This is a genomic window from Nocardioides sp. BP30 (assembly GCF_029873215.1).
Classification (GTDB): Bacteria; Actinomycetota; Actinomycetes; order Propionibacteriales; family Nocardioidaceae; genus Nocardioides.
This window is the reverse complement of record NZ_CP123620.1, coordinates 4,199,348-4,224,292: the sequence shown is the minus strand read 5'-3', so window position 1 is coordinate 4,224,292 and position 24,945 is coordinate 4,199,348. Positions and strand designations below refer to the sequence as shown.

23 protein-coding genes and 1 tRNA gene are annotated in these 24,945 nt (G+C 70.8%); 20 read left to right on the top strand and 4 right to left on the bottom strand.

Features of this window, described 5'->3' with window-relative positions:
• Positions 1–130 precede the first annotated feature (130 nt).
• The 8 genes from P5P86_RS19785 to P5P86_RS19750 all read left to right on the top strand — a co-directional run bounded on the left by P5P86_RS19785 (position 131) and on the right by P5P86_RS19750 (position 11,149).
• The gene (locus P5P86_RS19785) at positions 131–1,339 is read left to right on the top strand and encodes an ROK family protein (RefSeq protein ID WP_280609165.1); all 1,209 of its coding nucleotides are present in this window, start codon (positions 131–133) and stop codon (positions 1,337–1,339) included.
• A gap of 84 nt (positions 1,340–1,423) precedes the next feature.
• A complete protein-coding gene (locus P5P86_RS19780) occupies positions 1,424–2,710 on the top strand; it encodes an extracellular solute-binding protein (RefSeq protein ID WP_280609164.1) in 1,287 nt (428 codons plus the stop codon).
• Between the two features lie 45 nt (positions 2,711–2,755).
• Positions 2,756–3,712, top strand: a complete 957-nt coding sequence (locus P5P86_RS19775) for a carbohydrate ABC transporter permease (protein ID WP_280609163.1) — start codon at positions 2,756–2,758, stop codon at positions 3,710–3,712.
• Complete coding sequence (locus P5P86_RS19770) at positions 3,709–4,581, top strand: carbohydrate ABC transporter permease (RefSeq protein WP_280609162.1); 873 nt, start codon at positions 3,709–3,711, stop codon at positions 4,579–4,581. Before P5P86_RS19775 ends, P5P86_RS19770 begins: the two co-directional genes overlap by 4 nt.
• On the top strand, positions 4,578–6,179 hold the full coding sequence (locus tag P5P86_RS19765) for a glycoside hydrolase family 66 protein (protein WP_280609161.1): 1,602 nt from the start codon (positions 4,578–4,580) through the stop codon (positions 6,177–6,179). Before P5P86_RS19770 ends, P5P86_RS19765 begins: the two co-directional genes overlap by 4 nt.
• 2 nt (positions 6,180–6,181) lie before the next feature.
• Positions 6,182–8,815, top strand: a complete 2,634-nt coding sequence (locus tag P5P86_RS19760; RefSeq protein WP_280609160.1) for a glycoside hydrolase family 66 protein — start codon at positions 6,182–6,184, stop codon at positions 8,813–8,815.
• A 4-nt stretch (positions 8,816–8,819) separates the two neighbouring features.
• Positions 8,820–10,442, top strand: coding sequence for a glycoside hydrolase family 13 protein (locus P5P86_RS19755; RefSeq protein WP_280609159.1), 1,623 nt, complete (start codon positions 8,820–8,822; stop codon positions 10,440–10,442).
• Positions 10,439–11,149 (top strand): GDSL-type esterase/lipase family protein, encoded by a 711-nt coding sequence (locus tag P5P86_RS19750; RefSeq protein WP_280609158.1) that lies wholly within the window; start codon positions 10,439–10,441, stop codon positions 11,147–11,149. The genes P5P86_RS19755 and P5P86_RS19750 overlap by 4 nt, the downstream gene beginning before the upstream one ends.
• On the opposite strand, the gene P5P86_RS19745 is transcribed toward P5P86_RS19750, so the two are convergent.
• Positions 11,146–11,364 (bottom strand): CarD family transcriptional regulator, encoded by a 219-nt coding sequence (locus tag P5P86_RS19745; protein ID WP_280609157.1) that lies wholly within the window; start codon positions 11,362–11,364, stop codon positions 11,146–11,148. The genes P5P86_RS19750 and P5P86_RS19745 overlap by 4 nt on opposite strands.
• 206 nt (positions 11,365–11,570) lie before the next feature.
• Here P5P86_RS19745 and P5P86_RS19740 point away from each other — a divergent pair, with 206 nt between their 5' ends.
• Both P5P86_RS19740 and P5P86_RS19735 read left to right on the top strand, forming a co-directional pair.
• A complete protein-coding gene (locus P5P86_RS19740) occupies positions 11,571–12,743 on the top strand; it encodes an alpha/beta hydrolase family protein (RefSeq protein ID WP_280609156.1) in 1,173 nt (390 codons plus the stop codon).
• Between the two features lie 30 nt (positions 12,744–12,773).
• Positions 12,774–13,517, top strand: coding sequence for an SDR family NAD(P)-dependent oxidoreductase (locus tag P5P86_RS19735; RefSeq protein WP_280609155.1), 744 nt, complete (start codon positions 12,774–12,776; stop codon positions 13,515–13,517).
• Positions 13,518–13,636: 119 nt separating this feature from the next.
• Here the strand turns inward: P5P86_RS19735 and nicT are convergent, their stop codons facing one another.
• Positions 13,637–14,800: a Nickel transporter NicT gene (nicT, locus tag P5P86_RS19730; RefSeq protein ID WP_280609154.1), complete on the bottom strand. Its 1,164-nt coding sequence runs from the start codon at positions 14,798–14,800 to the stop codon at positions 13,637–13,639.
• Between the two features lie 173 nt (positions 14,801–14,973).
• Between nicT and P5P86_RS19725 the strand changes: the two genes are divergently transcribed.
• Positions 14,974–15,744 carry an SCO family protein gene (locus P5P86_RS19725; RefSeq protein WP_280609153.1) on the top strand — a complete coding sequence of 257 codons (771 nt, stop codon included), beginning with the start codon at positions 14,974–14,976 and terminating at the stop codon, positions 15,742–15,744.
• Between the two features lie 20 nt (positions 15,745–15,764).
• Here P5P86_RS19725 and P5P86_RS19720 read toward each other — a convergent pair whose 3' ends face one another.
• Complete coding sequence (locus tag P5P86_RS19720; protein ID WP_280609152.1) at positions 15,765–16,736, bottom strand: zinc-binding dehydrogenase; 972 nt, start codon at positions 16,734–16,736, stop codon at positions 15,765–15,767.
• 103 nt (positions 16,737–16,839) lie between these two features.
• Between P5P86_RS19720 and P5P86_RS19715 the strand changes: the two genes are divergently transcribed.
• The 8 genes from P5P86_RS19715 (at position 16,840) to P5P86_RS19680 (ending at position 23,880) form a co-directional block, all read left to right on the top strand.
• Entirely contained in the window at positions 16,840–18,486 is a 1,647-nt protein-coding gene (locus tag P5P86_RS19715) for a substrate-binding domain-containing protein (protein WP_280609151.1), read from the top strand.
• A 62-nt stretch (positions 18,487–18,548) separates the two neighbouring features.
• Complete coding sequence (locus tag P5P86_RS19710) at positions 18,549–19,919, top strand: PKD domain-containing protein (RefSeq protein WP_280609150.1); 1,371 nt, start codon at positions 18,549–18,551, stop codon at positions 19,917–19,919.
• Complete coding sequence (locus P5P86_RS19705; RefSeq protein WP_280609149.1) at positions 19,916–20,587, top strand: MotA/TolQ/ExbB proton channel family protein; 672 nt, start codon at positions 19,916–19,918, stop codon at positions 20,585–20,587. The genes P5P86_RS19710 and P5P86_RS19705 overlap by 4 nt, the downstream gene beginning before the upstream one ends.
• Complete coding sequence (locus P5P86_RS19700; RefSeq protein ID WP_280609148.1) at positions 20,584–20,988, top strand: DUF2149 domain-containing protein; 405 nt, start codon at positions 20,584–20,586, stop codon at positions 20,986–20,988. The genes P5P86_RS19705 and P5P86_RS19700 overlap by 4 nt, the downstream gene beginning before the upstream one ends.
• Complete coding sequence (locus P5P86_RS19695) at positions 20,985–21,701, top strand: ABC transporter permease (RefSeq protein ID WP_280609147.1); 717 nt, start codon at positions 20,985–20,987, stop codon at positions 21,699–21,701. Before P5P86_RS19700 ends, P5P86_RS19695 begins: the two co-directional genes overlap by 4 nt.
• Complete coding sequence (locus P5P86_RS19690) at positions 21,698–22,612, top strand: ATP-binding cassette domain-containing protein (protein WP_280609146.1); 915 nt, start codon at positions 21,698–21,700, stop codon at positions 22,610–22,612. The genes P5P86_RS19695 and P5P86_RS19690 overlap by 4 nt, the downstream gene beginning before the upstream one ends.
• 18 nt (positions 22,613–22,630) lie before the next feature.
• Positions 22,631–23,041, top strand: coding sequence for a TOBE domain-containing protein (locus P5P86_RS19685; protein WP_280609145.1), 411 nt, complete (start codon positions 22,631–22,633; stop codon positions 23,039–23,041).
• A 2-nt stretch (positions 23,042–23,043) separates the two neighbouring features.
• Positions 23,044–23,880, top strand: a complete 837-nt coding sequence (locus P5P86_RS19680; protein WP_280609144.1) for an SDR family oxidoreductase — start codon at positions 23,044–23,046, stop codon at positions 23,878–23,880.
• Here the strand turns inward: P5P86_RS19680 and P5P86_RS19675 are convergent.
• The gene (locus tag P5P86_RS19675) at positions 23,877–24,743 is read right to left on the bottom strand and encodes a carbohydrate kinase family protein (RefSeq protein WP_280609143.1); all 867 of its coding nucleotides are present in this window, start codon (positions 24,741–24,743) and stop codon (positions 23,877–23,879) included. The genes P5P86_RS19680 and P5P86_RS19675 overlap by 4 nt on opposite strands.
• 105 nt (positions 24,744–24,848) lie before the next feature.
• Here P5P86_RS19675 and P5P86_RS19670 point away from each other — a divergent pair.
• Positions 24,849–24,925, top strand: a tRNA-Asp gene (locus P5P86_RS19670).
• The last annotated feature ends 20 nt before the right edge of the window (positions 24,926–24,945 follow it).

The following is a 24,945-nucleotide window of genomic DNA, read 5'->3' as shown; positions in this document are numbered from 1 at the left end:
GCCTTCGCCGGTCATCTCGCGTGAATCACGCTGCGGTCTAGTCCGGCCGACAGCGGATTGGCAGCAATTACTTGACATTCGAAAACAACAGCCGCCACGCTGTGACCGTCATCACGTGGAAGGCGGAGCTGTGGCGGACACCGAGATCGAGGGCGGCGAGGGCCGGGCGGCGGGCAGCCGCGAGCAGAATCTGGGCGCCCTGTTCGAGGCGGTGCTGACCCGCGGCCCGCTCTCTCGTCGCGACGCAGCCCGGGTGACGGGCCTCTCGCCCGCCTCGGTGACCAAGCTGGTGAAGCCGATGATCACCCACGGTTACCTCGTCGAGCGTCACCGCGAGGCAGGCGTTCCCGGCCGGCCGCAGATCCCCCTCCAGGTCGTCCCCGAGCGTCACTACGCCGTGGGCGTGAAGCTGATGGAGGGCGAGCTCGTCGGCGTCATGGCCGACCTGCACGCCGAGGTCCAGTCCGCCCACCGGATGCGCTACGACGACACCTCTCCCGCAGGGGTCGTCGCCGCGGTGGCCTCCCTCACCGAGGTGTTGCTGGAGCGATCTCCGGCGGCGCGCGACCGCCTGCTCGGCATCGGCATCGGCCTCGGCGGCCACGTCGACGGGGCCTCGGGCCTCGTCGTCCACGCACCGTTCCTCGGCTGGCGCGACGTCCCGCTGCAGCAGATGGTCGCCGACCGGCTCGGCATCGAGGTGGTGCTCGAGAACGACGTGAACACCCTGGCCGTGGCCGAGCAGTGGTTCGGCCCCGGCTTCGCGTTCGACAGCTTCGCCGTGGTGACCCTCGGCGTCGGCGTCGGGTGCGCCTTCGTCCTCGACGGCAAGCTGTGGCGCGGTGCACGAGGGGCGGCCGGCGAGCTCGGACACATGGTCGTCGTACCGGATGGCCCTCCCTGCCACTGCGGCAAGCGGGGCTGCCTGGAGGCGGTGGTGGGCGACGAGGCGATCGTGGCGGCGATGTCGGCTCGCAGCGGGCGCCGCTACACCACCGTGTCGCAGGTGATCGCCGCGGCACACGCCGGCGACGAGCACGCCCGGGGCGTGTTCGCGGAGGCGGGTGTCGGCGTCGGCCGCGCACTCGCCGCGCTGGTCAACCTGCTCAACCCCCCGCTGGTCATCCTCTCGGGCGAGGGCATCGCCGCCTCGGACCTCCTGATGGACGCCCTGCGCGCGGAGCTGGAGCGCGACTCCTTCTCCACCAGCGCCCAGGACTGCACCCTGCTCGTGCGTCCCCTGCCCGATGAGACATGGGCCCGCGGCGCCGCCGCGACGATGATCAGGCGCGGCGTGCTGCGCTCGCTGAGTCGGCTCAGCGACCAGGTCGTCGGATGACCCGCGCGTCGTAACGCAGCACATCCCTCCACCCCACACACCGACCCGCGGACGACCGCGTCTGCACATCTTCGAGGAGAGACCATGGCACGTCGTACCCCCATCCTGCTGGCCTGCACGGCTGTCGCCGCGCTGGCCCTGACCGGCTGCGGCTCGAGCAGCGACGACTCCGCCGGCGGCGGGTCGTCGGCCAAGAAGGTGACGCTGACCTTCTGGGGCACCTACGGCAACGGCGGCAACAGCGCCCAGACCGATGCCTTGGAGAAGACGGTGATCCCGGCGTTCGAGAAGGCCAACCCCGGCATCACGATCAAGTACGTCGACATGCCCTACGACTCGCTGCTGCAGAAGCTGACCACCGGCGCCGCCGCCGGTCAGCTGCCGGACCTGGTCCGTGCGGACATCGGCTGGGTGCCGAAGTTCGGGGCGCTGAAGGTCTTCGCGCCACTGGACCAGGAGATGTCCGGCTTCCAGAAGCTGGCCGACGACACCTACCCGGGCAGCCTGGCGACGAACAGGTTCGGCGACCACTACTACGGCCTCCCGCTCGACACCAACACCCGCGTCATGATCTCCAACCCCGACGCGTTGAAGAAGGCCGGCATCGCGCAACCGCCCGCCACTTTCAGCGACCTGAAGGCCGATGCTCCGAAGCTGGCCGCGCACAAGATCTCGGTCTACGCCGACAGCGGTCTGCAGGGATGGAACGTCTACCCCTGGATCTGGTCGGCGGGCGGCTCGGTGACCAACCCCGACCAGACCAAGGCGACCGGCTACCTCAACAGCCCGCAGAGTGTGGCCGGCGTGCAGATGCTGGTCAATCTCTACAAGCAGGGCGCGATCCCCAACCTTATCATCGGGAACAAGGGCGCCGTGCAGACCTCCGACGGGCTGCCCAAGGCCACCTACGCCACCATCCTCGACGGCCCGTGGATGGCCGACATCTGGAAGGGTCAGTACGCCGACTTCAAGCCGGTCTACTCGCCGGTCCCGGCCGGCCCGGGCGGCTCGGTCTCGGTGGTCGGTGGTGAGGACATCGCCATGACCACTGCCTCGAAGGACCATGCTGCCGCCGAGAAGTTCATCGCGTTCACCCAGACCGCTGACTACCAGATCGCGATGGCGAAGACGGGGCAGATGTCGGTGGTGAAGTCGCTCGACCCGCAGGAGTCGGCCGCAGTCCCGGCGTTCGCCCCCTTCATCAAGCAGCTGGCCACGGCCAAGCCGCGTCCCTCCGTGCCGCAGGCGCCCGCGATCGACACCGCCTTGCAGGACGAGCTGACCAAGGCCTTCGAGGGCAAGGAGTCGGTGCAGGACGCCCTGGACAAGGCCGCCGCCGCGATCGACCCGCTGCTCACGCAGGCCGACTGAGCCACCCTTCGACGACCGCCCGTGCTTGCGGGGGACGAGGACACGATGAGCGTCATGGAGCGCGCCCGAACGCGCACGACCGAGGAGAAGAACAGCGCCGGACGGGAGCGACCGCCACGCCCGCGCTCCCGCGCAGGGGCCACGCCGTACCTGTTCCTGGCACCGGGCTTCGCTCTGTTCCTGCTCCTGATCGCCTACCCGATGGTGAAGGCGTTCCAGATGAGCCTGTACGACTGGAACATCGTCGCCGGCGCGACCAGCAGGTACATCGGGCTCGACAACTATCGGCGGGCCTTCCACGACCCGTTGTTCTGGAGGGGACTGCAGAACAGCGGCCTGTACATGGCGCTGACCGTCCCCCCGCAGATCGTGCTCGGGCTGGGCGTCGCGATCCTGCTCAACAACAAGGCGCCGGGCCGGGCGGTCTACCGGGTGCTGTTCTACCTGCCCGTCGTGACCAGCTGGGTGGTCGTCTCCCTGCTGTTCCAGTACCTCTTCGCCGACAGCGGCCTGGTCAACTGGGTGCTCCATGACGTCACCCACGTGACGGGACACGACACGTCCTGGCTCTCGGGTCGCTGGACCGGGATGGTCGCCATCTCGGCCCTGGGCATCTGGAAGGGCGTCGGCTGGTCGATGATGATCTTCCTCGCAGCACTGCAGTCGGTGTCGAAGGACCTGCTGGAGGCCGCCGCCCTCGACGGCGCCGGACGCTGGAGCACCTTCCGGGTGGTGACGCTGCAGGCCATCCGCCCGGCGCTGCTCTTCGTGATCGTCATGCTGGTCATCGGAGGGTTCAACGTCTTCGTGTCGGTGCTGTTGATGACCGGAGGAGGACCCTCCGACTCCACCCAGGTGCTGTTGACCTACATGTACAAGCAGGCCTTCACCAACCTCGACTTCGGCTACGGCGCCTCGATCGCGGTGATGCTCACCGTCGGTGTCTTCGTGCTGTCGATCATCCAGCTGCGGGCCTTCCGCAGCGACGAGGAGCTGGCATGAGCGCCCCCGCACTGCCGTCCCCGGTGGCTCCGGGCCGGCGCGGCGCGCTCTCGGGGCGCGGGTTCGTGCGCTACGTCGTACTGACGCTGGGTGCCGCCGTGATGGTGCTGCCGTTCGTCTACATGCTCGCAACGTCGTTCAAGACCCAGACCTATGTGTTGACCATCCCGCCGCAGTTCGTCCCGCACCCCGCGACGGTGGACAACTACTCGCGGGTGTGGAGCTCGCAGGGGTTCGCCCACTACTTCTGGAACTCGCTGGTCGTGGCGGTCGCCAGCACAGCGTTCTCGCTGCTGCTGAGCTCGATGATGGCCTACGCCTTCGCCCGCTTCCGCTTCCCGGGTCGGGAGGCCCTGTTCCGGGTGCTGCTGCTGGGCCTGATGGTCCCGGCCATCATGCTCATCGTCCCGCAGTTCGTGTTGGCCAAGCACCTCGGCCTGATCAACTCGCTCACCGGTCTGGTCGTCTTCTACACCGCCTCCACGCTGTCGCTGAACACCTTCCTCCTGCGGGGCTTCTTCCAGGCCATCCCGGTCGAGCTCGAGGAGGCGATGGAGGTCGACGGTGCGGGCGCTGTCTCACGCTACTGGCGTCTGGTCCTGCCGCTGTCGCGTCCGGTCCTGGCCACCTGCACCATCTTCACCTTCCTGGCGTCGTGGGACGAGTTCTCCTGGGCGCTGACCACCATCACCTCCCCGGAGAAGCGCACCTTGCCCATCGCCATCGCCCTCTTCCAGGGCCAGAACTCCACCCTGTGGGGACTGGTCTTCGCCGCCTCGATCATCGCCGTCCTGCCGGTGGTGCTCGTCTTCCTGGTCTTCCAGCGCCACTTCGTGCAGGGCCTGACGAGCGGGGCGGTGAAGGGATGACACCCGAGATCCTGCCCACCCGCGCCGTCTACGGCCCCGGACAGAGCGTCGCCATCGAGGTCCGTGCCCTGAGCGCTCCGGCCCGGCTGGTCGTGCGCCGCCTCGGCGAGATGGTCATCACCCGTCCGGTCGAACACGCCGGCATCGTCGAGCTGGGCGAGCTGCCCTTCGGCGGCTACTCGGTCGAGCTCGGCGACCTGCGCACGGCCGTGGAGGTCACCGCCGACCCGCGGTCGGTGCTGCGCTACGGCTTCGTGGTCGACTACCGTCCGCGCCGCGACCTCTCGGCCGTCCGGGACAACCTGCGGCGCCTTCACCTGACGGGGGTGCAGTTCTACGACTGGGCCTACCGCCACGCCGACCTGCTCGGCGGCGGCGAGCAGTACGACGACGCGCTCGGTCAGCCGGTCTCCCTGGCGACGGTGCGCGACCTGGTCGATGCCTGCCACGACGTCGGCGCCGAGGCCCTCGGCTACGCCGCCGTCTACGCGGTCGGGCCGCAGGAGTGGGCGAAGTGGGAGCACGACGCGCTGCTCACCGGCGGCGGCACGCCGTACGGCCTGGGTGACTTCCTCTTCCTCGTAGATCCGGCCGCGCCGGACTGGCTGGAGCACTTCCGCGCCGACTTGGCCGACGCGGTGACCTCCGTCGGCTTCGACGGCTTCCACCTCGACCAGTACGGCTACCCCAAGCGGGCCCACCGGCCCGACGACGGACTCGTCGACGTGGCCGAGAGCTTCTGCCGCATGATCGAGGGCGTCCGCGAGCAGCTGCCCCACAGCCGGCTGGTGTTCAACAACGTCAACGACTTCCCCACCTGGGCGAGCGCGCATACGCCGCAGGACGCCGTCTACATCGAGGTGTGGAAGCCGCAGCTGGAGCTGGGCCATCTCGCTCAGGTCGTCACCCGTGCCCGCGCCGAGGCCGAGGGCAAGCCCGTCGTGATCGCGGCCTACCAGCACGTCTACGACAAGGCCGAAGCGGCGGAGGCCGACCGCGCCGCCGCCCTCACGATGGCCACCCTGTACTCCCACGGTGCCACCCACCTGCTCGCGGGGGAGGCCGACCGGGTGCTGGTCGATCCCTACTACGTCCGCAACCACATCGTCGAGGAGCCCACCGCCGACCTCCTGCGTCGTTATTACGACTTCGCCGTCGCGCACGGGGAGCTGCTCTTCCCGGCATCCGTCACCGACGTGACGGCCAGCTTCGCCGGGGACTACAACGACGACATCGATGTGCACTACGGCGACGCCGACGTGACGCAGGTCGCGGCCGCCGGCACGGTCTGGCGCCGCATCACCCAGGACGGTTCCGGGCGCTACGTGCTGCACCTGATCAACCTCGTCGGGCAGGACGACACCGCCTGGGATGAGCCGCGCGCCGCGCCCGGCGATCCCGGCCCCGCCACCTTGCGGATGCGCCGGATGGGCCCGGACCTGCCCCGCATCCGCTGGGCCGATCCCGACCGGCAGCACCACCTCGTCGACGTGGACCTCAGCGTGGACGGCGACTACCTGAGCGCGACCCTGCCGGCGCCGCACCTGTGGCAGCTGGTGTTCATCGACCCGTTCCCGCACACCTCCCGAGGAGCATGACCATGTCGAGAACCGTTGCCCTGCTCCGCCACCTGAGGCGGCTGGGCTCCTCCCACCGGCTCGCCGCCCGCGGACTCCTGGCCGTCGCTGTGACAGCCCTGGTCACGACGGTGCCCGTGCCCGCCGCGACAGCCGCCGGCGGCACGCCGGTCGTCGCCGACGCCTACACCACCTCTGCCCGCTACGCCCCCGGCAGCGCGGTGACGGTGTCGGCCGTCATCCGGGAGAGCAGCGGAGCCGGCTCGTGGAGCGGCCCGGTCAGCTTCAGCCTCACCCACCTGGGCAGTCTGGTCGCGTCCGGCGCGCCCACCGCGACGGTGGCCTCCGGCGGGTCGACCACCGTCACCTGGACCACCCCGCAGCTCACGACCGACTTCACCGGCTACCTCGTCTCGATCACGGCGGGCTCCTCCAGCGCCGTCACCGCGATCGACGTCTCCAGCACCTGGACCCACTTCCCCCGTTTCGCGGCCCTGACCTCCTATCCGACGGGGGTCGGCGCCACCACCGCGCAGGCCGAGGTCGACCAGCTGGTCCGGCGCTACCACATCGACGCGCTGCAGTTCTACGACTGGATGTGGCGCCACGAGAACCCGGTGCAGCGCAACGCCGACGGATCGCTGCCCTCGACCTGGACCGCGTGGAACGGTGACGTCATCTCGCCCGACACGGTCAAGGCCTACATCGCCGCGGCACACGCGGACACCACCGCCGCGATGCCCTACACGATGTCCTACGCCGCGCTGCAGGACTACCAGTCGGTCTCCGGCGTCTCACCGGACTGGGCGCTGAAGTACGCCTCGTCGGGCCAGCCGTGGTCCTTCGAGATGAAGCCGAACCAGCCCGCCACGAACCTCTACATCATGAACCCCGCCAACACCTCGTGGCAGAGCTTCATCACCAACAAGTACCTCGACGAGGTCAACACGATGGGGTTCGACGGCGTCCACCTGGACCAGCTCGGTGACTGGGGCGCCATGACCGACACCAGCGGCAAGGCAGTGGACGTCCCGGCCGGGCTCGCCTCGCTCGTCGCCGCCAGCCGTACCGCTCTCGGTACGGGCAAGGCGCTGGGTCTCAACGCCGTCGACGGCTTCGGAGGCCCGCAGCTGGCGGCCGGCCGCAAGACCGACTACCTGTACAGCGAGCTGTGGGACAACCACGAGACCTACGGCTCCATCAAGAGCTATCTCGACGACCAGCAGCTCGCCTCCGGCGGCATCCCGTCGGTGATCGCCGCCTATCCGAACACCAAGGACGACGCCGGTCCGGCGTACGAGGCGGAGAGCGCCCAGCGCAGTGCCGGGCTGACCGTGGCCACCGACCACGCGGGCTACACCGGCACCGGCTTCGTGGCCAACTACGGCAACCCGGGCGACGCTGTCACCTTCACCGTCACAGCGCCCGAGGCGCGCCGCTACAGCCTGGTCTTCCGCTACGCGAACGGCACCAACGGCGATGCGACACGCACGGTCACCGTGGACGGCCAGCCGGTGGGGCGGGTGACCATGGCCGGTGACGGCAACTGGAACAACTGGCACGACGACGCTGACGTCGTCTCGCCGACCCTCACCGCGGGCACCCACACCGTGAGCATCACCGTCGGCAGCGGGGACTCCGGCTTCGTGAACCTCGACAACCTGGTCCTCGGCACGCTGGACACCACCTCCGTGCAGCTGGAGGACGCAGCCATCGCGGCCTCGGGAGCCAGCCACATCGAGATGTCACAGGGCGACTCCATGCTGTCGGCGCCGTACTTCCCCGACCACAACAAGCAGATGACGAACGCCCTGCGCGACTGGATGAAGGACTACTACGACTTCATCACCGCTTACGAGAACCTGCTCTACGGCCCGGACGTGCACTCGGTCGATTCCGGTAGCCAGTTCGTCTCGATCAACGGGGTCGCCACGTCCGGTAGCGCCACGGGCGGTTCGGTATGGACCGATGTGAAGAAGACCGGCACCGACGACGTGATCCAGCTGATCAACCTGCTCGGCAACAACGGCACCTGGCGCGACGCCGGCAAGGCGACGCCGCCCGTGCAGACGAACCTCAGCATGAAGTACTACCTGGGGCCCGACGAGAACCCGACGAACGTCCGGGTCGCCTCGCCCGACGTCGCCCATGGCTCCAGCACCACGCTGTCCTTCACCCCGGGCAGCGACAGCAAGGGCCGGTTCATCTCCTTCACCGTGCCCTCGCTGTCGGTGTGGGACATGATCTACGTCGACCGCACCTTCACCACGCCGAGCAACAACCGCTACGAGGCCGAGAGCGCTGTGCGCACCAACGTCACCGTCGGCAGCGACCACCCCGGCTACACCGGGTCAGGTTTCGTGGACAACTTCGCCAGCGCCGACAGCGGGGTCTCCTTCACGATCAACGCCCCCTCCGCCGGGACGTACACCCTCACGCTGCGCTACGCCAACGGGGGATCCGACGCCACCCGCATCGTGGCGGTGGACGGGCGCCAGGTCGCGGTGCCGACCTTCCCGGCGCAAGGCGGCTGGGACACCTGGGCCACGCTCCCGGTGCAGGTGACGCTCACCGCCGGCCTGCACAGCGTCGTCCTGTGGCGCAGCAGCAGTCAGACCGGCGCCATCAACCTCGACAACATCACGCTAGGACCCTAGATCCGTGACGAACTACCCTCGCATCGATCACGCCGACTGGTGGCGTAGCAGCGTCGTCTACCAGCTGTACGTGAAGTCCTTCGCCGACAGCGACGGGGACGGTGTCGGCGACCTCGACGGGGTGGTCGAGCATCTCGATCACATCGCCGCGCTCGGCGTGGACGCCGTCTGGCTCAATCCGTGCTACCCATCCCCGAACCGGGACGGTGGGTACGACGTCGCCGACTACCTCACCGTCGACGAGCGCTTCGGTGGACTGCCGGCGTTCGAGCGGCTGCGCGACGCCTGCCACCGGCGGGGCCTCCGGCTGATGATGGACCTGGTGCCCAACCATTGCTCGGACCAGCACGCATGGTTCCAGGCAGCACTCGCCGCCGGTCCCGGCTCGCCGGAGCGGGCGAGGTTCCACTTCGCCGAGGGCAGGGGTCCTGACGGTGCCGAACCGCCGAACAACTGGCGTTCGACGTTCGGCGGCCCGGCGTGGACCCGTGTCCCCGACGGCCAGTGGTACCTGCACGCCTTCGACGCCACCCAGCCCGACTTCAACTGGGAGCACCCGGCGGTCGCCGAGATGTTCGACGACGTGCTGCGCACCTGGTTCGACCGGGGCGTGGACGGATTCCGCATCGACGTCGCCTACGCGATGGTCAAGGCGCACGGTCTGCCCGACCTGGCGGATCCCGAGGGCGAGAACCCGTACCTGTGGAACCAGCCCGGCGTGCATGACATCTTCCCGCGCTGGCGCAAGATCGCCGACAGCTACGACCCGCCCCGCAACCTGCTCGGCGAGGTCTGGCTGCCACCGGCCCAGATCGCCGACTACCTGCGGCCGGGCGAGCTCAACCAGGCGTTCTACTTCGACCTGATGCAGCAACCGTTCGAGGCAGGCGCGTTCCGAGCGTCGGTGTCGGCGACGTTCGCGGCGCTCGACGGTGCCGAGGGCGTGCCCACCTGGACGCTGAACAGCCACGACGTGCACCGCGCGGTGAGCCGCTACGGACTCGTCGAGCCCGAGCCGGTGCGCAGCGCGGACCCGAACGCCATCCGAACCCGCGCTCGCGGCCGCGTCGACGTCGCGCTCGGGACGTGCCGGGCCACGGCGGCCCTGCTCTTCGTGCTGGCGCTCCCCGGCTCGGTCTTCCTCTACCAGGGCGAGGAGCTGGGCCTGCCGGAGGTGCAGGACCTCCCGGACGAGGCGCGCCAGGATCCGATCTGGGCGCGCTCGCACCACACCGAGCACGGCCGCGACGGCTGCCGGGTGCCGCTGCCATGGTCGTCCGGCGCGCCGGCGTACGGCTTCACCACAGGGTCGGCCTGGCTGCCACAGCCCGACTGGTTCGCTCCCTTCGCCGCCGACACGCAGCAGGCGGACCCTGCGTCGGTGTGGCACTTCTACCGGCGCGCCGTGGCGGCGCATGCCGAGCTCGACCCCGGGGTGGGGCTTCAGTGGCTCGACGCGGGTCGTGACGACGTGCTGGCCTTCCGCCGCGGGTCGGTCACCTGTGTCGTGGTCTTCGACGGCGAGGACTTCGTGGCGCCCGAGGAATGGGGCGACCCGCTCGTCGCGACTCGCGACGTCGCCGGTCGGAGCTGTCCAGCGGCGAGCGCGGCCTGGTTCCGGCGGTGAGGGGAGCAGGGTCCGGACGGCGGGTCGTCGTCTGCCTCGGCGACTCGATCACCGCGATGGGGTGGCCCGAGCAGGCGGCAGCGCTGCTCGAGGACACCACGCCGCCGGGCGCGGGGATGGACATCGTCAACCGCGGCATCCCGGGCAATCGGCTGCTGCGGGACGGAGGCCCACTCAACCGCGCACATGGCCGATCTGGCCTGGCGCGCTTCGCCGAGGACGTCCTCGGGGTGCCGGGCGTCACCGACGTGGTCGTCGCGCTCGGGACCAACGACCTGGGCCTGCCCGGCGACATCGAGCCGCTGTCGGACCTGCCGACCTCCGCCGAGCTGCTCGAGGGCCTACGGCAGCTGGCGGACCGCGCTGAGCGCGCCGGGCTCGGCGTCTGCCTGGCCACCGTGCCGCCACGGCTCGGCTCGAGCCTGTACGACCAGTCCCGTGAGTCGATCCGGGTGGCGGTCAACGACGGGGTGCGCGGCAGCGGATCGGCGTACGTCGACTTCGACGCGGCTCTTCGCAGCGCCGCCGACCCGGCCCGGCTCGACCAGCGCTACGACAGCGGAGACCACCTGCACCCCAACGACGCCGGCCAACGACGACTGGCGCAGGAGTTCCTGGTGCGCGTGGCAGGAGCCCTCGTACCGCCCCGCCCCGCGGCCGCCCGGAAGGGAAGCGGCGGGTCGGGCTGGGACGAGAGCCCGGACTAGAGCTTGGTCATCTTCGCGTAGGGGCTGGTGACCCGGACGGTCTGCGCACCGAAGTCGACGCTCACCGCCGCTGACTCCACGTCGATCACCCGACCGACGCCGTGGGCGTCGTGGGAGACGTGGTCGCCGACCGCGTACTGCTCGATGACCGGCACCGGATCAGCGGTGAACGGGCTACTGGCCAGGTGTCGCCGCGATCCGGCTGATTTCGTCATCCCGTCCATCATCGCACGGCGAGGCCCCATCGTCGCCGTCCTCGCGAAAAGGTGGCCGTCGCGAGGCGTTCGTCCCCGGCCTGTCCCGGCCCGAGCACGCCCCGGGTCGGACGGTGTTCGGGCCCCGGGAAAGCCGGTGGATGCGGATACCTCCCATCAGGCCGCGGCGGGTTCCGGACCGCTGTGACGACCGGCACAGTGGCGCCATGTTCGAGTACTTCACCGGCCCCAAGTACGTCTGGAACCTCGGCGTCTGCGCGACGCTGAACAACGGCGGTCTGATCGACGAGGTCGACCGGGCCTGCCGCCCCGCGCGGGAGGCGGCCGACGTCGACTCCGGAAGCAGGCTGTTCATGCAGTCGTGGAAGGCGGTGGCGGACCAGGTCGCCGACCAGGCTCGTGCGTCCGAGGCCGCCGGCCACCTGCGCACCGCGGGTCAGCAGTGGTACCGCTCGGGGCTGTACGTGTGCCAGGCCGAGCGGATGCTCTCCAACTCCGACCCGACCCGGCGGGCCTTCTACCAGCAGGCGCTGGACGCCTTCGAGAAGGTCTTCGAGATCGCCGACCCGGCCACCTCGCGGGTGGAGATCCCGTTCGAGGGGACGACGCTGCCGGCGTACTTCTCGAACGCGTCGAAGGCCGGCGAGCCGGTGCCGTGCGTGATCATGTGGAACGGGCTGGACTCCACCAAGGAGCACATGTACACCTCCGGCTGGGCCCAGGAGATGGGTGAGCGCGGGGTCTCGGTGCTGATGATCGACAACCCCGGCTCGGGGGAGGCGCTGCGCTTCGGCGACCTGAAGTCGCGCATCGAGTCCGAGCAGTGGGCCACGGCGCAGATCGACTGGCTGGAGTCCCGACCCGACGTCGACAGCGACCGGATCGGGCTGGTCGGCTGGTCGCTGGGCGGCTACTACGTGCCGCGGGCGGCGGCGTTCGAGAAGCGGATCAGGTTCATCGCGGTCTGGGGCGCCAACCACAACTGGGGCGAGGTGCAGAAGAAGCGGCTGCAGCGCGAGGGCGAGAACCCGGTGCCGCACTACTGGGAGCACGTCTTGTGGGTGTGGGGCTTCGACGACGTCGAGAAGTTCATCTCCTACGCCGAGGGGGTGAACCTCGACGGCGTCGTGGAGAGGATCACGGTGCCGTTCCTGATCGCGCACGGCGCCAACGACCGGCAGATCTCGGTCGAGTACGCCCATCGGTCCTACGACCAGGCGATCAACTCCCCGAAGCGCGAGCTGCGGATCTTCTCGATCGAGGAGGGGGCCGCCGAGCACGTCGGGCTGGACCACATGCCGCACATCAACGCCTACGTCGCCGACTGGGTCGAGGACACCCTCGCCGAGCTCGACAGCGGGGCTGTGCGTGCCCGATGAGTGCCCGGTGAGCGGCCCGGTGAGCGCCCGATGAGTGGCCGCCTCGCGGGCCGCGTCGCCGTGATCACCGGGACCGCCGGCGGCCAGGGTGCGGTAGCGGCCGAGTTGTTCGCCGCCGAGGGCGCCACGGTCGTCGGGTGCGATGTGAAGCCGGCGCCGGGGGTCGCGGCGGTCGATCTGAGCGACGAGGAGGCGACCCGGAGCTGGCTGGAGGACGTTGCGGCGGAGCACGGCGGGATCGACATCCTCTACGCGAACGCCGGGGCGACCCGGTTCGGTCCGCTGGAGGAGATCACTAGCGAGGACTGGGACTTCAACCTGCGCCACGAGCTCGACGTCGTCTTCTTCGCGGTCAAGCACGCGTGGCGACACCTCAAGCGGTCGCGCAGCGCGGCGGTGGTGCTGGTCGGCTCCACCGCCGGCATGACGGGCTCGATGACCAACCTGCGCGTCGCGCACACGGTCACCAAGGGCGGCGTCATCGCGCTGACCAGGCAGCTCGCCGCCGAGGGGGCGCCGTACGGGATCCGGGTCAACTGCATCAGTCCCGGCATGATCGAGACGCCCGCCACCCGCAACGACCTCCTGGCCGAGGATCACCCGATGCGGCGGATCGCTGCCGCCATCCCGCTGGGCCGTATCGGTCGTGCCGAGGAGGCGGCGAGGTGTGCGCTGTTCCTGGCCAGCGACGAGGCGTCGTACGTCACCGGTGCCAACCTGGTCGTCGACGGTGGATGGTCGGCGGTCCTGCCGGGCGCCGAGGTGGTCGGATGACGCTGTCCTGAGCCGCCCCCGGTCGCATGTAACGCGGTGTTCGGGTCTCTACAGCGGTGCTGCAGCACCGCCGAAGAGCACCGGACACCGCGTTACAGCGGTGCGCGGGGGCCGAGCCCTCAGTCCGCCAGATTGACCTGCCAGCGCTCCTCGATGCGGCCGAAGTGCCACACCGAGATCGCCACCGCCCAGGAGACGAAGAAGAGTGCCACGATGGCGTAGCCGGCGTAGTCGAGGTTGATGCCGGCGATCCAGGCGAGCGGGCCGTTGGTGATGGAGAGACGGTCGGCGAGGACGCCGACGAGCTCGATGGTGCCGATGACCAGCGCGACCACCACCGAGATGCTGGTGATGGTGAGGTTGTAGAACACCTTGCGGACCGGTCGGGCGAAGGCCCAGCCGTAGGCGGCGTTCATGAACACGCCGTCGACCGTGTCCATCAGGCACATCCCGGCGGCGAACAGGATCGGCAGCACCAGGATGGCGTAGAACGGCAGGTGGAACGCGGCGGCGCCACCGGCGAGCACGAGCAGCCCCACCTCGGTGGCGGTGTCGAAGCCGAGGCCGAAGAGCACGCCGATGGGGTAGATGTTCCAGGGCTTGGTGATCGTCTTGGTCAGCTTGCCCAGGAAGCGGTTCATGAAGCCGCGCGCGTCGAGGTGCTTCTCCAAGGTCGCCTCGTCGTACCTGCCCTGGCGCATCTGGCCGAAGACCTTGATGATGCCCACGAGCGCGGCGAGGTTGAGGATGCCGAGGATCCACAGGAAGACGCCCGAGACCGAGGGGCCGATCACGCCGGTGATGGTGTGCAGCTTGGAGGAGTCGTCCTCGACGGGACCGACGAGGGCGCGTACGCCGATCGAGAGCAGGAACGAGAGCGCGAAGACGATCGTGGAGTGACCCAGGGAGAACCAGAACCCGAGCGAGAGCGGCTTCTTCACCGGCTCGACGCCCGCCGCCTCGCGAGCCAGGTTGTCGGCGATGAGCTTGCGGGTCGCGTTGTCGACGGCGGCGATGTGGTCGGCGTCGAAGGCGTGCCGCAGGCCGAAGGTGTAGGCGAGCACGCCCACCCCCGCGGTGAACACCGGGTGGTCGCCGCCTAGGTGGTAGCCGTGCGGTGAGACCAGGGCGAACAGCACGAAGAACCCGACGACGTGGAGCAGCACGATGAAGCCGGCCATCCCCGCGAGCGAGCGCTTGTCGGCGGTGGTGAGGCTGCGACGGAACGCGCCGATCCGCTCGACGAACGTGGGCTGCGCGACCACCGACGCCTGGTTCGCCACGGGAACTCCCTCCGAGGTGGACGGTCGCCAGCCCGATGCGGCGACCTGCGGACAAACGACAGGATGTCGTTGTTGCAAGTAGTTTGCAACACCGGTCCGTACGCCGACCGCACGGGGTATGTCACCTCCGCCCGGCGTCCGGGCCGGTTGGGCCGGTGGCTAGCCTCGCAAGCGTGTCCTCCGCACGCCGATCCCTCATCGCCGTTCTCGGTCTGACCCTGGCGGTGCTCCTCACGGCCTGCGGTTCCTCCACCGCACCAGCAGTGGCGCCGCCGGCGCGCAATGTCGGCACGAGGCTGGACCAGGCGGTTCCGGGGGCCCTGCTCGACGCTCCGCTGACCGACAGCACGGGGGCCGTCCGTCACCTGGCCGACTTCGCCGGCAAGGTGGTCGTCCTGTCCGACTCGATGACGCTGTGCCAGGAGACGTGCCCGATCGACACCGCGACGCTGCTGGCGACCGCCCGCGCGACCGACCAGCACCCGGCAGCGGCGAAGAACGTCGTCTTCATCACCCTGACAGTGGATCCGAAGCGAGACACGCCGGCTCAGCTCGCCGCCTATCGCAAGCAGTACGTGCAGGGTTCCTCCGACGTCCCGAACTGGGTGCTCCTCACGGGATCCGCGGCGGACGTGCACGCCATCTGGAAGTTCTTCGGCGTCTTCTGGAAGAAGGTCCCCCAGGACGACGTGGTGCGCAACTGGCGCACCGGTCGCGTGCTCACCTACGACATCCAGCACTCCGACGAGGTGTTCTTCCTCGACGAGCGCCAGCGCGAGCGCTACATCCTGGACGGCATGCCGACAGCGCCGAGCGGTGCCATGCCCGCGAAGATCCTGGCGTTCCTCAGCGACAAGGGCCGCAAGAACCTGCACGCGAACGGGGTGTGGACCGCCCGCCAGGCGACCGACGGCGTCGCGTGGCTCCTCGGTACGCCGCTGTGAGTCGGTGAGCCGGTAGCCCCTCAGCCGCGCAGGAGCACCTTGCCGTTGCGGCCCGGGCGGCGGCTGGCGGCGACGGCCTCGGCGATGTCCGCCAGGTCGAAGACCTGCTCGACCGGTAGCTGCATCTCGCCCGAGGTGATCCGGGAGAGCAGCTCGGCGAACAGCGCCTGCCGCCGGGAGGGGTCCAGGTTCAGTTTGGCGCCCCAGAAGCCCTTGACGGTGACCTGCTTGAACAGGACGTCGCCGAGCGCGAGGTCGAGCCGCTGGGAGCCCATCGCGCCGAAGACGACCAGGGTGGCGTGCTCGGCCAGCAGGTCGAGCAGGTCACCGCTGGCGCGACCACCGACCGAGTCCACACCTGCGACCAGGTCCGCCCCGCCGGTGATGCGGCGTACGTCGTCCTGCCAGCCCTCGGCGTCGGTGGCCACCACGTCGCCGATGCCGGCGGCGGCGAGCTCCTGCACCCCGGCCGCTCGACGGACCAGGCCGACGACGTTGACGCCGCGGGCGTGGGCGAGCTGGGCGAGCATCCGACCGACGGCGCCGTTCGCCGCGTTCTGGGCGATCCACTGACCTGCCTCGACGCCGAGCGAGTCCAGCAGCGCGATAGCGCTGAACGGCATCGCGACCAGCTGCGCGGCCGCCTCGTCCGGGAGCCCGTCGGGCACCGGGATGGCGGCGCCGGCGGCGACGACGAAGTACTCCGCCCAGGCACCGAAGACGCCGCCGATGGACACCCGCTGCCCGACGCTGAGCCCGGTGACACCGTCTCCCAGGCCCTCGACCACGCCGACCGCCTCGGTGCCGGCACGCGCCGGCAGATCCGGCTTGAACCCGTAGTCGCCGCTCGCCGTGAGCAGGTCGTGATTGTGGATGGGCGAGAGCACCATCCGGACCAGGATCTGGCCCGGGCCGGGGACCGGGGTCTCGACCTCCTCGACGTGGAGCTCCTCGGCGGGGTCTCCGAACCGGTGCTGGACGAGCGCGCGCATGATGCCCTTTCCTTCGAAGCGATGACCCATGCCTAGCAGGAGAAGGCAAGCCCTCGGGGGAACCTAGGTTTTCTCTAAGTATTCGTCCTGCTATACATCAAGAGTGCGTACCCCACTGACGCGTCGCGTGCTCGCGACGGCTCTCGCTCTCGCCTCGGCCCTGACCGTGGCGACGCTGACCCCCACGCCGGCTCGGGCCGACTCCGGCAACACCCTCAACGTGGCCGGCACCAGCGACGTCTCCGACTCGAACCTGTTCGCCGCGGTGCTCAAGCCGGGCTTCGAGGCCGCCTACCCGCAGTACACGGTCACCTACCAGGGCAGCGCGACCCAGGTGGCGATCGACAACGCCAAGACCGGGCAGTTCGGTGCGTTGATCGTGCACGCCGCCAGCCTGGAGAACCAGTTCGTCGCGGACGGCTACTCCGTCGAGCCCTACGGCCGCGCGATCTTCTGGGGCGACTTCGTCCTGCTCGGGCCGGCCAGCGACCCCGCCGGCGTGATGTCGGGGGGAGCCGTGGATGCCGATCCGGTCGACGCGTTCCAGAAGCTCGCGGCCGCCGGCCAGGCGGGCAGGGCCCACCTCATCGCCCGGGAGACCGGCTCGGGCACCGACGTGGCCTCGCACGCCATCTGGGCCGCGACCAGCGGGGTGAGCACCTGCGCCGTCTCCGCCGCGAACGGCGGCGGGACCAAGCCGTCCACCTCGACCGGCGACTGCCCCTCGACCGCGGCCAATCCGTCCTGGTACATCACCACCGGCGCGAAGCAGGCCGCCAACATCGAGTACGCCGACACCTGCAGCCCGTCGTCCGGAGCGAACGACTGCTACGTGTTCACCGACCGGGGGACCTACCAGTACCTCGCCTCCACCAACGCGGTCCACAACCTCCAGGTAGTGGTCCGAGGCTCCTCGAACCTGCTCGTCAACTCGTTCCACGCCTACGCCATCAACCCGGCGGCGATCACCGGGACGACCCCGGCGATCAACCAGAACGAGGCCCAGGCCTTCCTCAACTGGATCACCTCGCCGGCGGCGCAGAAGTTGATCGGCAACTACCTCGACTCCACCAACGACGCTCCCTTCCTGCCGGACGCCGCGCCGAGGCTGAGCGCGAACGCGCTGCCGGCCTCGGTGAAGGCCGGCAAGCCGATCACCGTGAGCGGCTCGCTGAAGAACGTCGTGCCGGGTACGCCGGCCCTGGCCGGGCAGAAGGTGTCCCTGCGCTCGGTGCCTGCCGGCGAGCCGAGCGCGGCGCCGATCACCGTGGCGACCGGCACCACCGACGCCAGCGGGCACATCGCCATCAGCTACACCCCCACGGCGAGCGCGAACTACTCGCTAGCGACCGGAACCATCACCCAGATCGAGAACGCCGCCCTCGACCCCGCGTTCGGCGACCTCCTGCAGCCGACGAGCCTGACCCTGACGGCCGGGGCGACGACCGGTGGAACCGTCACCGTCGAGGGCAAGGTCAAGCTCGACAAGGCGAAGGTGAAGAACCACCGCCTGGTGCTCAAGGGCTCGATCGCGCCGCGCGCCGGCCTCGGTGCGACGGCGGTGCTCTACGCCTCGCACCCGGGTCATAGGCTGAAGGTCGTCAAGACCAAGAAGCTCGGGGTGGGCGCCTCGACCTTCCACCTCAAGGCCAAGCTCAAGAAGGGCACGTGGCGCTACCACGTCGTCTATCTCAACGGGCAGGGCTCGACCTCGGACAAGACCGCCAACAAGAAGGTGACGGTGCGCTGATCCCCAGGCATCCACGACCGCGGGCGCGCCACCTGTTCGGGCTGGCAGCGCTCGCGGTCGTCGTGTTCGGGCTGGTGCCGGGGGGCGCGCCCGCGCAAGCGGCGGGCAGCTGCTCCAGCCAGGCATGCGTCGAGATCGACGTCTACGACCAGAGCGGGAAGGCGGGAGCGCAGAGCTTCGACTTCGAGGACCTGAAGGCGTTGAAGGATGTCGAGGGTGTCGCGTACGACAAGCAGGGGCCGCGGGACTCCCAACCATCGACGCTCTCGGTGACCGGGCCGTCCCTGAACACCTTGATCGCCCATACCGCCGACCCGGACGAGGCTGGCAGCATGCTCCGGCCGGGAGCCGTGACCTATGCCGAGGTCCTGGACACCAGCGGAGCGGCACACCCGCTATATCGCACCGGTGATCTGGCGGCGCCCGGGCAGACCCGGTTCGAGGACGGTCTGGCCCCGGCGGTCTACTACTCCGCCGACGGCGGCAGCTTCGGCTACATCCGACCGCTCCGGGATTCCTCCGACGTCAACCTCGGTAGCGACCCCAACCTCAACGGCTACATCCCCTTGAGCGCGGATCAGGGCCCGCTGGTGATCCGCGTCCACACCACCGGCTCGTGGCTCACTCCGACGATTCACGCCGCCACCACCAAGCCCGAGCTCGGCGCCTCGGTCGGCTTCGGTGCCGACCTGCAGAGCGCACCGCCCGGGGTGACCTACCGCTGGGACTTCGGGGACGGCACGCCCCCGGTCACCGGTGCCAGGCCGACGCACGCCTGGCACAGCAAGGGCACCTTCGTCGTGTCGGTCCAGGCCAGCGCGGACGACGGCTCGGCGGGCCGATCCGAACCGCTCACGATCGACGTCGAGAGCACACCGACGGCGGCGCCGTCCTCGCCGGCGGGCAGCGGCCAGGATCCGGACCCGGGCGCCCCGTCGACCGGCCCGACGAAGAGCAACGGGAAGCACCACGGCGGCAAGGTGTCCTCGACGCCCTCGCAGGGTGCGACCGCGAGCCCCGGCACCACCTCCGACACTGCCTCCGGCACCACCTCCGCCACGGGATCCTCCAGCGGCGGCCTGCTCGCACCGCCCTCAGGGACGACGACGGTCCCCAGCGCGACGGCGACCGCCTCCCCGACGTCACCGGCGCAGCCGACGGTCGACGGCGTCCCGGTGACAGGCATCCTGCTGGCCGACGCCGACGTACCCGCTCCAGCGGCCGGTGTGTCGGCCACCGCGCCCGCCGCACGTGCCGGGCAGACCACCCCCGCACGATCGCCGTTCTCGCTGCCGGACTGGGTGCTGCCCACGGTCGTCTGCCTGCTGGCGTTCGCCGCCGGCGGCCTGCGCGAGTCCCGGCACGCGCGAGCGGTCGCCGGACGGCTGGCGCGTGGACTGCATGCGCGCGGACCCGGCAGGATGCGCCCATGAGCGACGACATCTACCGGGCCGTCTTCAAGGTCGCCGCCGCGCTGGAGCTGCCCGTCGTCCTGCTGGCGCTGGTCGCCCTGGCCGTCGTGATCTACGAGGCCGGTGCGTTCGCCGTGGAGGCCGCTCAGCGGAGCCGGCGTCGCTTCCCACTGTTGGCCGACGCGGCCGCCGAGGCGCGGGCGAGAGTCGACGCCGGTGAGACGGAGGCCGCGCGCGCGGCGCTCGTGCCGGTGGCCTGGAGCCGGCCGATGGGGGAGGCGCTGACCAACATCGTCGGCGACCTCGGGGTCCCCAACGCCGAGCCGCGCATCGCCAAGCGGCTCGCCGACTTCGACTTCGCCTGCCAGAGCCGGCTGACCCGCACCCGGCTGCTGGTGCGCTTCGGACCGGCGCTGGGTCTGATGGGAACGCTGATCCCACTCTCACCGGCGCTCAAGGGCCTGGCCGACGGTGACGTGACGGCGCTGACCGACAACCTCCGGATCGCCTTCAGCATCACCGTGCTGGGTCTCCTGGTCGGTGCCGTCGCGTTCGCGCTGTCGCTGCTCCGCGACCGGCTCTACGGGCAGGACTACTCCGACCTCGAGTACGTCGCCGCCATCCTCACCGACAGCGCCGCCGCGACGACCGGGACTCCGGCGGCCCCGCCCGCCCCGGCGGCGTCGTGATCAAGGTCAGCCGTCGCGCCCACCGCTACGAGGACCGCGCCGGCGATCCGCTGGACGGCCTGGTCAACCTCTTCGACCTCGGCATCGTGCTCTCGCTCGCCTTCCTGCTCGCCGCCCTCGCCTCGCTGCACCTGGACCGCGCGGTCACGACGTCCGGTCTGACGCCGACCTCCGAGCCGTCCGATGCGGTCACGATCCGGCCCGGCGAGACCACCGGCCCGGTGCCCAGCGACGGCGCCAGCGTGATCGGCAGCGGCACCCGGGTCGGCGAGGTCTACCGGCTCTCCGACGGGCGGCTCGTCTACGTCGTACCGAGCGCCGCAGCCGGGGATGGCGCCCAGCCGACCGGGCAGCCGACCGGGCAGCCGACCGGGCAGCCGACCGCCGGGCCGACACCGTGAGCTTCCTGTGGCAGGGCCTGCAGCAGGCCTGGCACCTGATCGTGTCCCATGACCCCTACCTGTGGGGCCTGGTCAACGTCACGCTGAAGGTCTGTGCGATCTCCACCGGCATCGGTCTCGCGGTCGGGCTGCCGATCGGCCTCACGCTCGGCCTGGGCCGCTTCCCCGGCCGTGGCGTATTGGTCACCCTGGCGAACGCCGGCCTTGGTCTGCCGCCGGTCATCGTCGGCGTGGTGCTCGCCGTCCTGATGTTCCCGACGGCACCGCTGGCCCACTACCACCTGCTCTTCACGCTCCGGGGCGTCTACCTCGCCCAGACCATCCTGGCGATCCCGATCATCATCGCGCTGACGACCTCGGCGGTGAGCGACATCGCGCCGGGCCTGATCGCGCAGGCACGCGCGTTCGGCGCCCGGCGCCACCGGATCGCGCTGCTGGCCCTGCGCGAGGCGCGGGTGGGGATCTTCGCGGCCATCATCGCAGCGATCGGATCGGGCCTCTCCGAGGTCGGTGCGGTGGCGATCGTCGGGGGGAACGCCGAGTACTCCACCCAGACGCTCGCCTCTGCGGCGCTGGAGAAGGTCGGCGCCGGACGCTATGCGGAGGCCATCGCGATCGGCATCCTCCTGATGGGGCTGATCCTCATCGTCACCACCATCCTCACCGTCCTCCAGTACGCCGGTGCGCAGCGCCGGGTGGGCCGGTCCTCGTGAGCGCGGACGACGTCCTCACTCTCGCCGGTCTCGAGGTGCGCCGGGGCGGCCGCGTGGTGGTCGACGACGTCTCCTTCTCCGTACGCCGCGGCGAGGTCGTCGCCGTGCTCGGCCCCAACGGTGCCGGTAAGAGCACCTTGCTGGAGGCGATCGGCGGTGTGCTGCCGGCCCGCGGCCGGCGCCGGGTGGAGGGGCGGGTGGCCACCGTGCTGCAGACGCCCGGGCTGGCGTCCCGGTCGGTCCGGGCGAACGTCGATCTCGCCCAGGCGTGGTTCGGCGTTCCGCGTGCCGAGCGCCGCCAGCGGACGATCGACGCGCTGCGCAGGATGCGCGCCGACCACCTCGCCGGCCGGCCGGCCGCGGCGCTCTCCGGCGGTGAGCGCCGTCGGGTCCACCTGGCGCGCGGCGTGGCCGTCGGCGCGGACCTGCTGCTGCTGGACGAGCCGTTCGCCGGGCTCGATCCGGAGACCCAGCGCGCGCTGGTCGCCGACACCGCCTCCACGCTGCGCGAGGCCGCCGGCGCCGTGGTCGTGGTGCTCCACGACCGGGCGGACGCGTGGGCGCTCGCGGACCGGGTGCTGATCGTGATGGCGGGTCGGATCGTGGCCGATGCGGACCCCGAGTCGCTGATGCAGGCGCCTCCCACCCCCGAGGTGGCCCGCTTCCTCGGCTTCGACGGCGCCCTCGACCTCGACGAGACCCTGGTCCTCACCCGGCCGGCGCACGTGCGGCTGGATCCGGACGGCGAGATCGAGGCGACGGTGGGCCGGGTGACCAGGCTGGAGGATGGCGCCCGGATCGAGCTCGTGACGCCGCACGGCACGGTGTTCGCCCTGCACCCGACCTCGACCGTCGCGGAGGGCTCGGCGACTCGGTTCTCCCTCCTCGGAGGGGTCCGCTTCCCCCGCTGAGCCGATACGCTCGGCGCCATGGCGCAGTACCTGCGAATCGGTGAGGTCGGTCAAGCACTGGGCGTCAGCCCCGACACGCTGCGTCGCTGGGAGGTGGAGGGCCGGATCACCTTCGAGCGCCGGGGCAACCAGCGGGTGCTGGACGCCGACCGGCTGCCCGAGCTGCTGGCCGCGACCCGCAGCCGGGAACGCGTCTCCAGTGCGCGCAACCGGCTCTCCGGGGTGGTCACCTCGGTGGTCCGCGACGGCGTGATGGCCCAGGTGGAGCTCGCCTGCGGCGACTACCGGCTGGTCTCCTTGATGAGCCGGGAGGCAGCCGACGAGCTCGGCCTCGAACCGGGAGTGGCGGCCAGCGCCGTGGTGAAGGCGACCAACGTGATCGTCGAGATCGACGCGCCGCGCCTCGCCGCCCCGGCGGCCGGGGAGTGAGCATGGGTACGGCGCCGATCGTGGTCACCGGAGCGACGGGCCGGCTCGGCGGCAGGGTCGCTCGCCGGCTGGCCGAGCTCGACCAGCCGCAGCGACTGGTCGTGCGCGACCCCGGCAGGGCGCCGCGACTGGCCGGCGCCGAGGTGGCACAGGCGTCGTACGACGATCCTGCGGCGGTGCGCCGCGCTCTCGCCGACGCCGCGACGGTGCTGATGGTCTCCGCTGCCGAGACGCCGGACCGCGTGCGCCAGCACCTGGCGTTCGTCGACGCCGCGGCCGCCGCCGGGGTCGAGCACCTCGTCTACGTCTCGTTCTACGGTGCCGCGCCGGACGCGACGTTCACGCTGGCGCGCGACCACTGGGCGACCGAGCAGCACCTGCGCGCCAGCGGGATGCGGTACACCCTCCTGCGCGACAACCTCTACGCCGACTTCCTGCCGCTGATGGTCGGCGAGGACGGCGTGCTGCGGGGTCCGGCCGGCGACGGTGCGGTCGCTGCCGTGGCGCAGGACGACATCGCCGACGCCGCGGTGGCGGTGCTGCGCGAGCCCGCCGCGCATGCGGGGTCGACGTACGAGCTCACCGGTCCCGAGGCGCTCACACTCCACGAGGTGGCGAGACGGCTCAGCGCGGCCCTGGGCCGCTCCATCGACTATCACGCCGAGACGGTCGAGGAGGCCTACGCCTCGCGAGCCGGCTACGGTGCGCCGGACTGGCAGGTCGACGCCTGGGTGTCGACCTACCTCGCCATCGCCGACGGCTCGCTCGCCGGCGTCTCCACCGCGATCGCTGACCTGACCGGCCACCCGGCCCGGAGCCTGGAGCAGGCCATCGGCTAGAGCTCGTCGCCGTACGGCGGGTTCGCACCCGCCCGCGAGACGGTGACGGCGGCCGCCCGGGCAGCGTGTCGCAGGACCTCGCCGGGGTCGCGGTCGGGATCGTCCCACAGCGCGTCGAGCAGCGCCGCCGAGAAGGTGTCCCCGGCTCCGATCGTGTCGACGACCGTCACCGCGGGGGCCGCGACGTGGACCACTCCCGACGCGGAGAACCAGCTCGCGCCGGCGGCGCCCTCGGTGACGACCACCGCCCGCGGACCCAGGCCGAGCAGGTGCTGGGCGGCGCTGAGGAGGTCGCGGTCGGGGTGGAGGATCCGCAGGTCCTCGTCGCTGGCCTTGACCACGTGGGCGCGCCGCACGACCCGCTCCACCCGTTCGAGGAGGTCCGGGCCCGCGCCGGTGATCGAGGGTCGGACGTTGATGTCGTAGGACACGAGGACGCCGGCACCGACGCCCTCCAGCAGGGCGAGGACGGCATCGGCACCCGGAGCCAGCACCGCCCCCAGGGAGCAGACGTGCAGCACCCGCGGCCGGCCCGGATCGAGCGCGCCGAGCCGCCAGTCCAGGTCGAAGTCGTAGCGCGCGGAGCCGTCGGGAGCCAGCGTCGCGTGCGCTGTCGAGGTCCGGGCCAGGCGCTGCGGCTCGCCGATCAGCCGTACCCCGTCGGCGGTCAGGTGCTGGACGAGGAGGCGCCCGTGGGCGTCGTCGGCGAGCGCTGTCGCGAACCGGACCGGCCTGCCGAGCCGGGCGAGCGCCACCGCGACGTTCGCGGCGCTCCCGCCCGGGTGCTGCGTCGTCGTACCGTCGGGGGCGGTCACGATGTCGACCAGGGCCTCGCCCACGACCAGGGCGTCCGAACCTCGCATGCAGCGATCCTGACAGGACGCGATGGCCCCGATTGGGTATCTCCGCGAGCGGTGGGATATGTTTCTCTCGTTCCGGTCGCGAGGCCTCGCGGCACGGAGCGCCAAGGCCCCGTAGCGCAGTTGGTTAGCGCGCCGCCCTGTCACGGCGGAGGCCGCGGGTTCAAGTCCCGTCGGGGTCGCCAGCGAAAGCCCTCTGAGCTGC

What these genes read in the sequence shown, in the direction of transcription:
- P5P86_RS19765 (WP_280609161.1), top strand. Translation starts at nt 4,578, where the DNA reads ATGACACCCGAGATCCTGCCCACCCGCGCCGTCTACGGCCCCGGACAG.
- P5P86_RS19740 (WP_280609156.1), top strand. Translation starts at nt 11,571, where the DNA reads ATGTTCGAGTACTTCACCGGCCCCAAGTACGTCTGGAACCTCGGCGTC.
- P5P86_RS19770 (WP_280609162.1), top strand. Translation starts at nt 3,709, where the DNA reads ATGAGCGCCCCCGCACTGCCGTCCCCGGTGGCTCCGGGCCGGCGCGGC.
- P5P86_RS19745 (WP_280609157.1), bottom strand. Translation starts at nt 11,364, where the DNA reads ATGACGAAATCAGCCGGATCGCGGCGACACCTGGCCAGTAGCCCGTTC.
- P5P86_RS19760 (WP_280609160.1), top strand. Translation starts at nt 6,182, where the DNA reads ATGTCGAGAACCGTTGCCCTGCTCCGCCACCTGAGGCGGCTGGGCTCC.
- P5P86_RS19705 (WP_280609149.1), top strand. Translation starts at nt 19,916, where the DNA reads ATGAGCGACGACATCTACCGGGCCGTCTTCAAGGTCGCCGCCGCGCTG.
- P5P86_RS19780 (WP_280609164.1), top strand. Translation starts at nt 1,424, where the DNA reads ATGGCACGTCGTACCCCCATCCTGCTGGCCTGCACGGCTGTCGCCGCG.
- P5P86_RS19775 (WP_280609163.1), top strand. Translation starts at nt 2,756, where the DNA reads ATGAGCGTCATGGAGCGCGCCCGAACGCGCACGACCGAGGAGAAGAAC.
- P5P86_RS19685 (WP_280609145.1), top strand. Translation starts at nt 22,631, where the DNA reads ATGGCGCAGTACCTGCGAATCGGTGAGGTCGGTCAAGCACTGGGCGTC.
- P5P86_RS19680 (WP_280609144.1), top strand. Translation starts at nt 23,044, where the DNA reads ATGGGTACGGCGCCGATCGTGGTCACCGGAGCGACGGGCCGGCTCGGC.
- P5P86_RS19675 (WP_280609143.1), bottom strand. Translation starts at nt 24,743, where the DNA reads ATGCGAGGTTCGGACGCCCTGGTCGTGGGCGAGGCCCTGGTCGACATC.
- P5P86_RS19720 (WP_280609152.1), bottom strand. Translation starts at nt 16,736, where the DNA reads ATGCGCGCGCTCGTCCAGCACCGGTTCGGAGACCCCGCCGAGGAGCTC.
- P5P86_RS19735 (WP_280609155.1), top strand. Translation starts at nt 12,774, where the DNA reads ATGAGTGGCCGCCTCGCGGGCCGCGTCGCCGTGATCACCGGGACCGCC.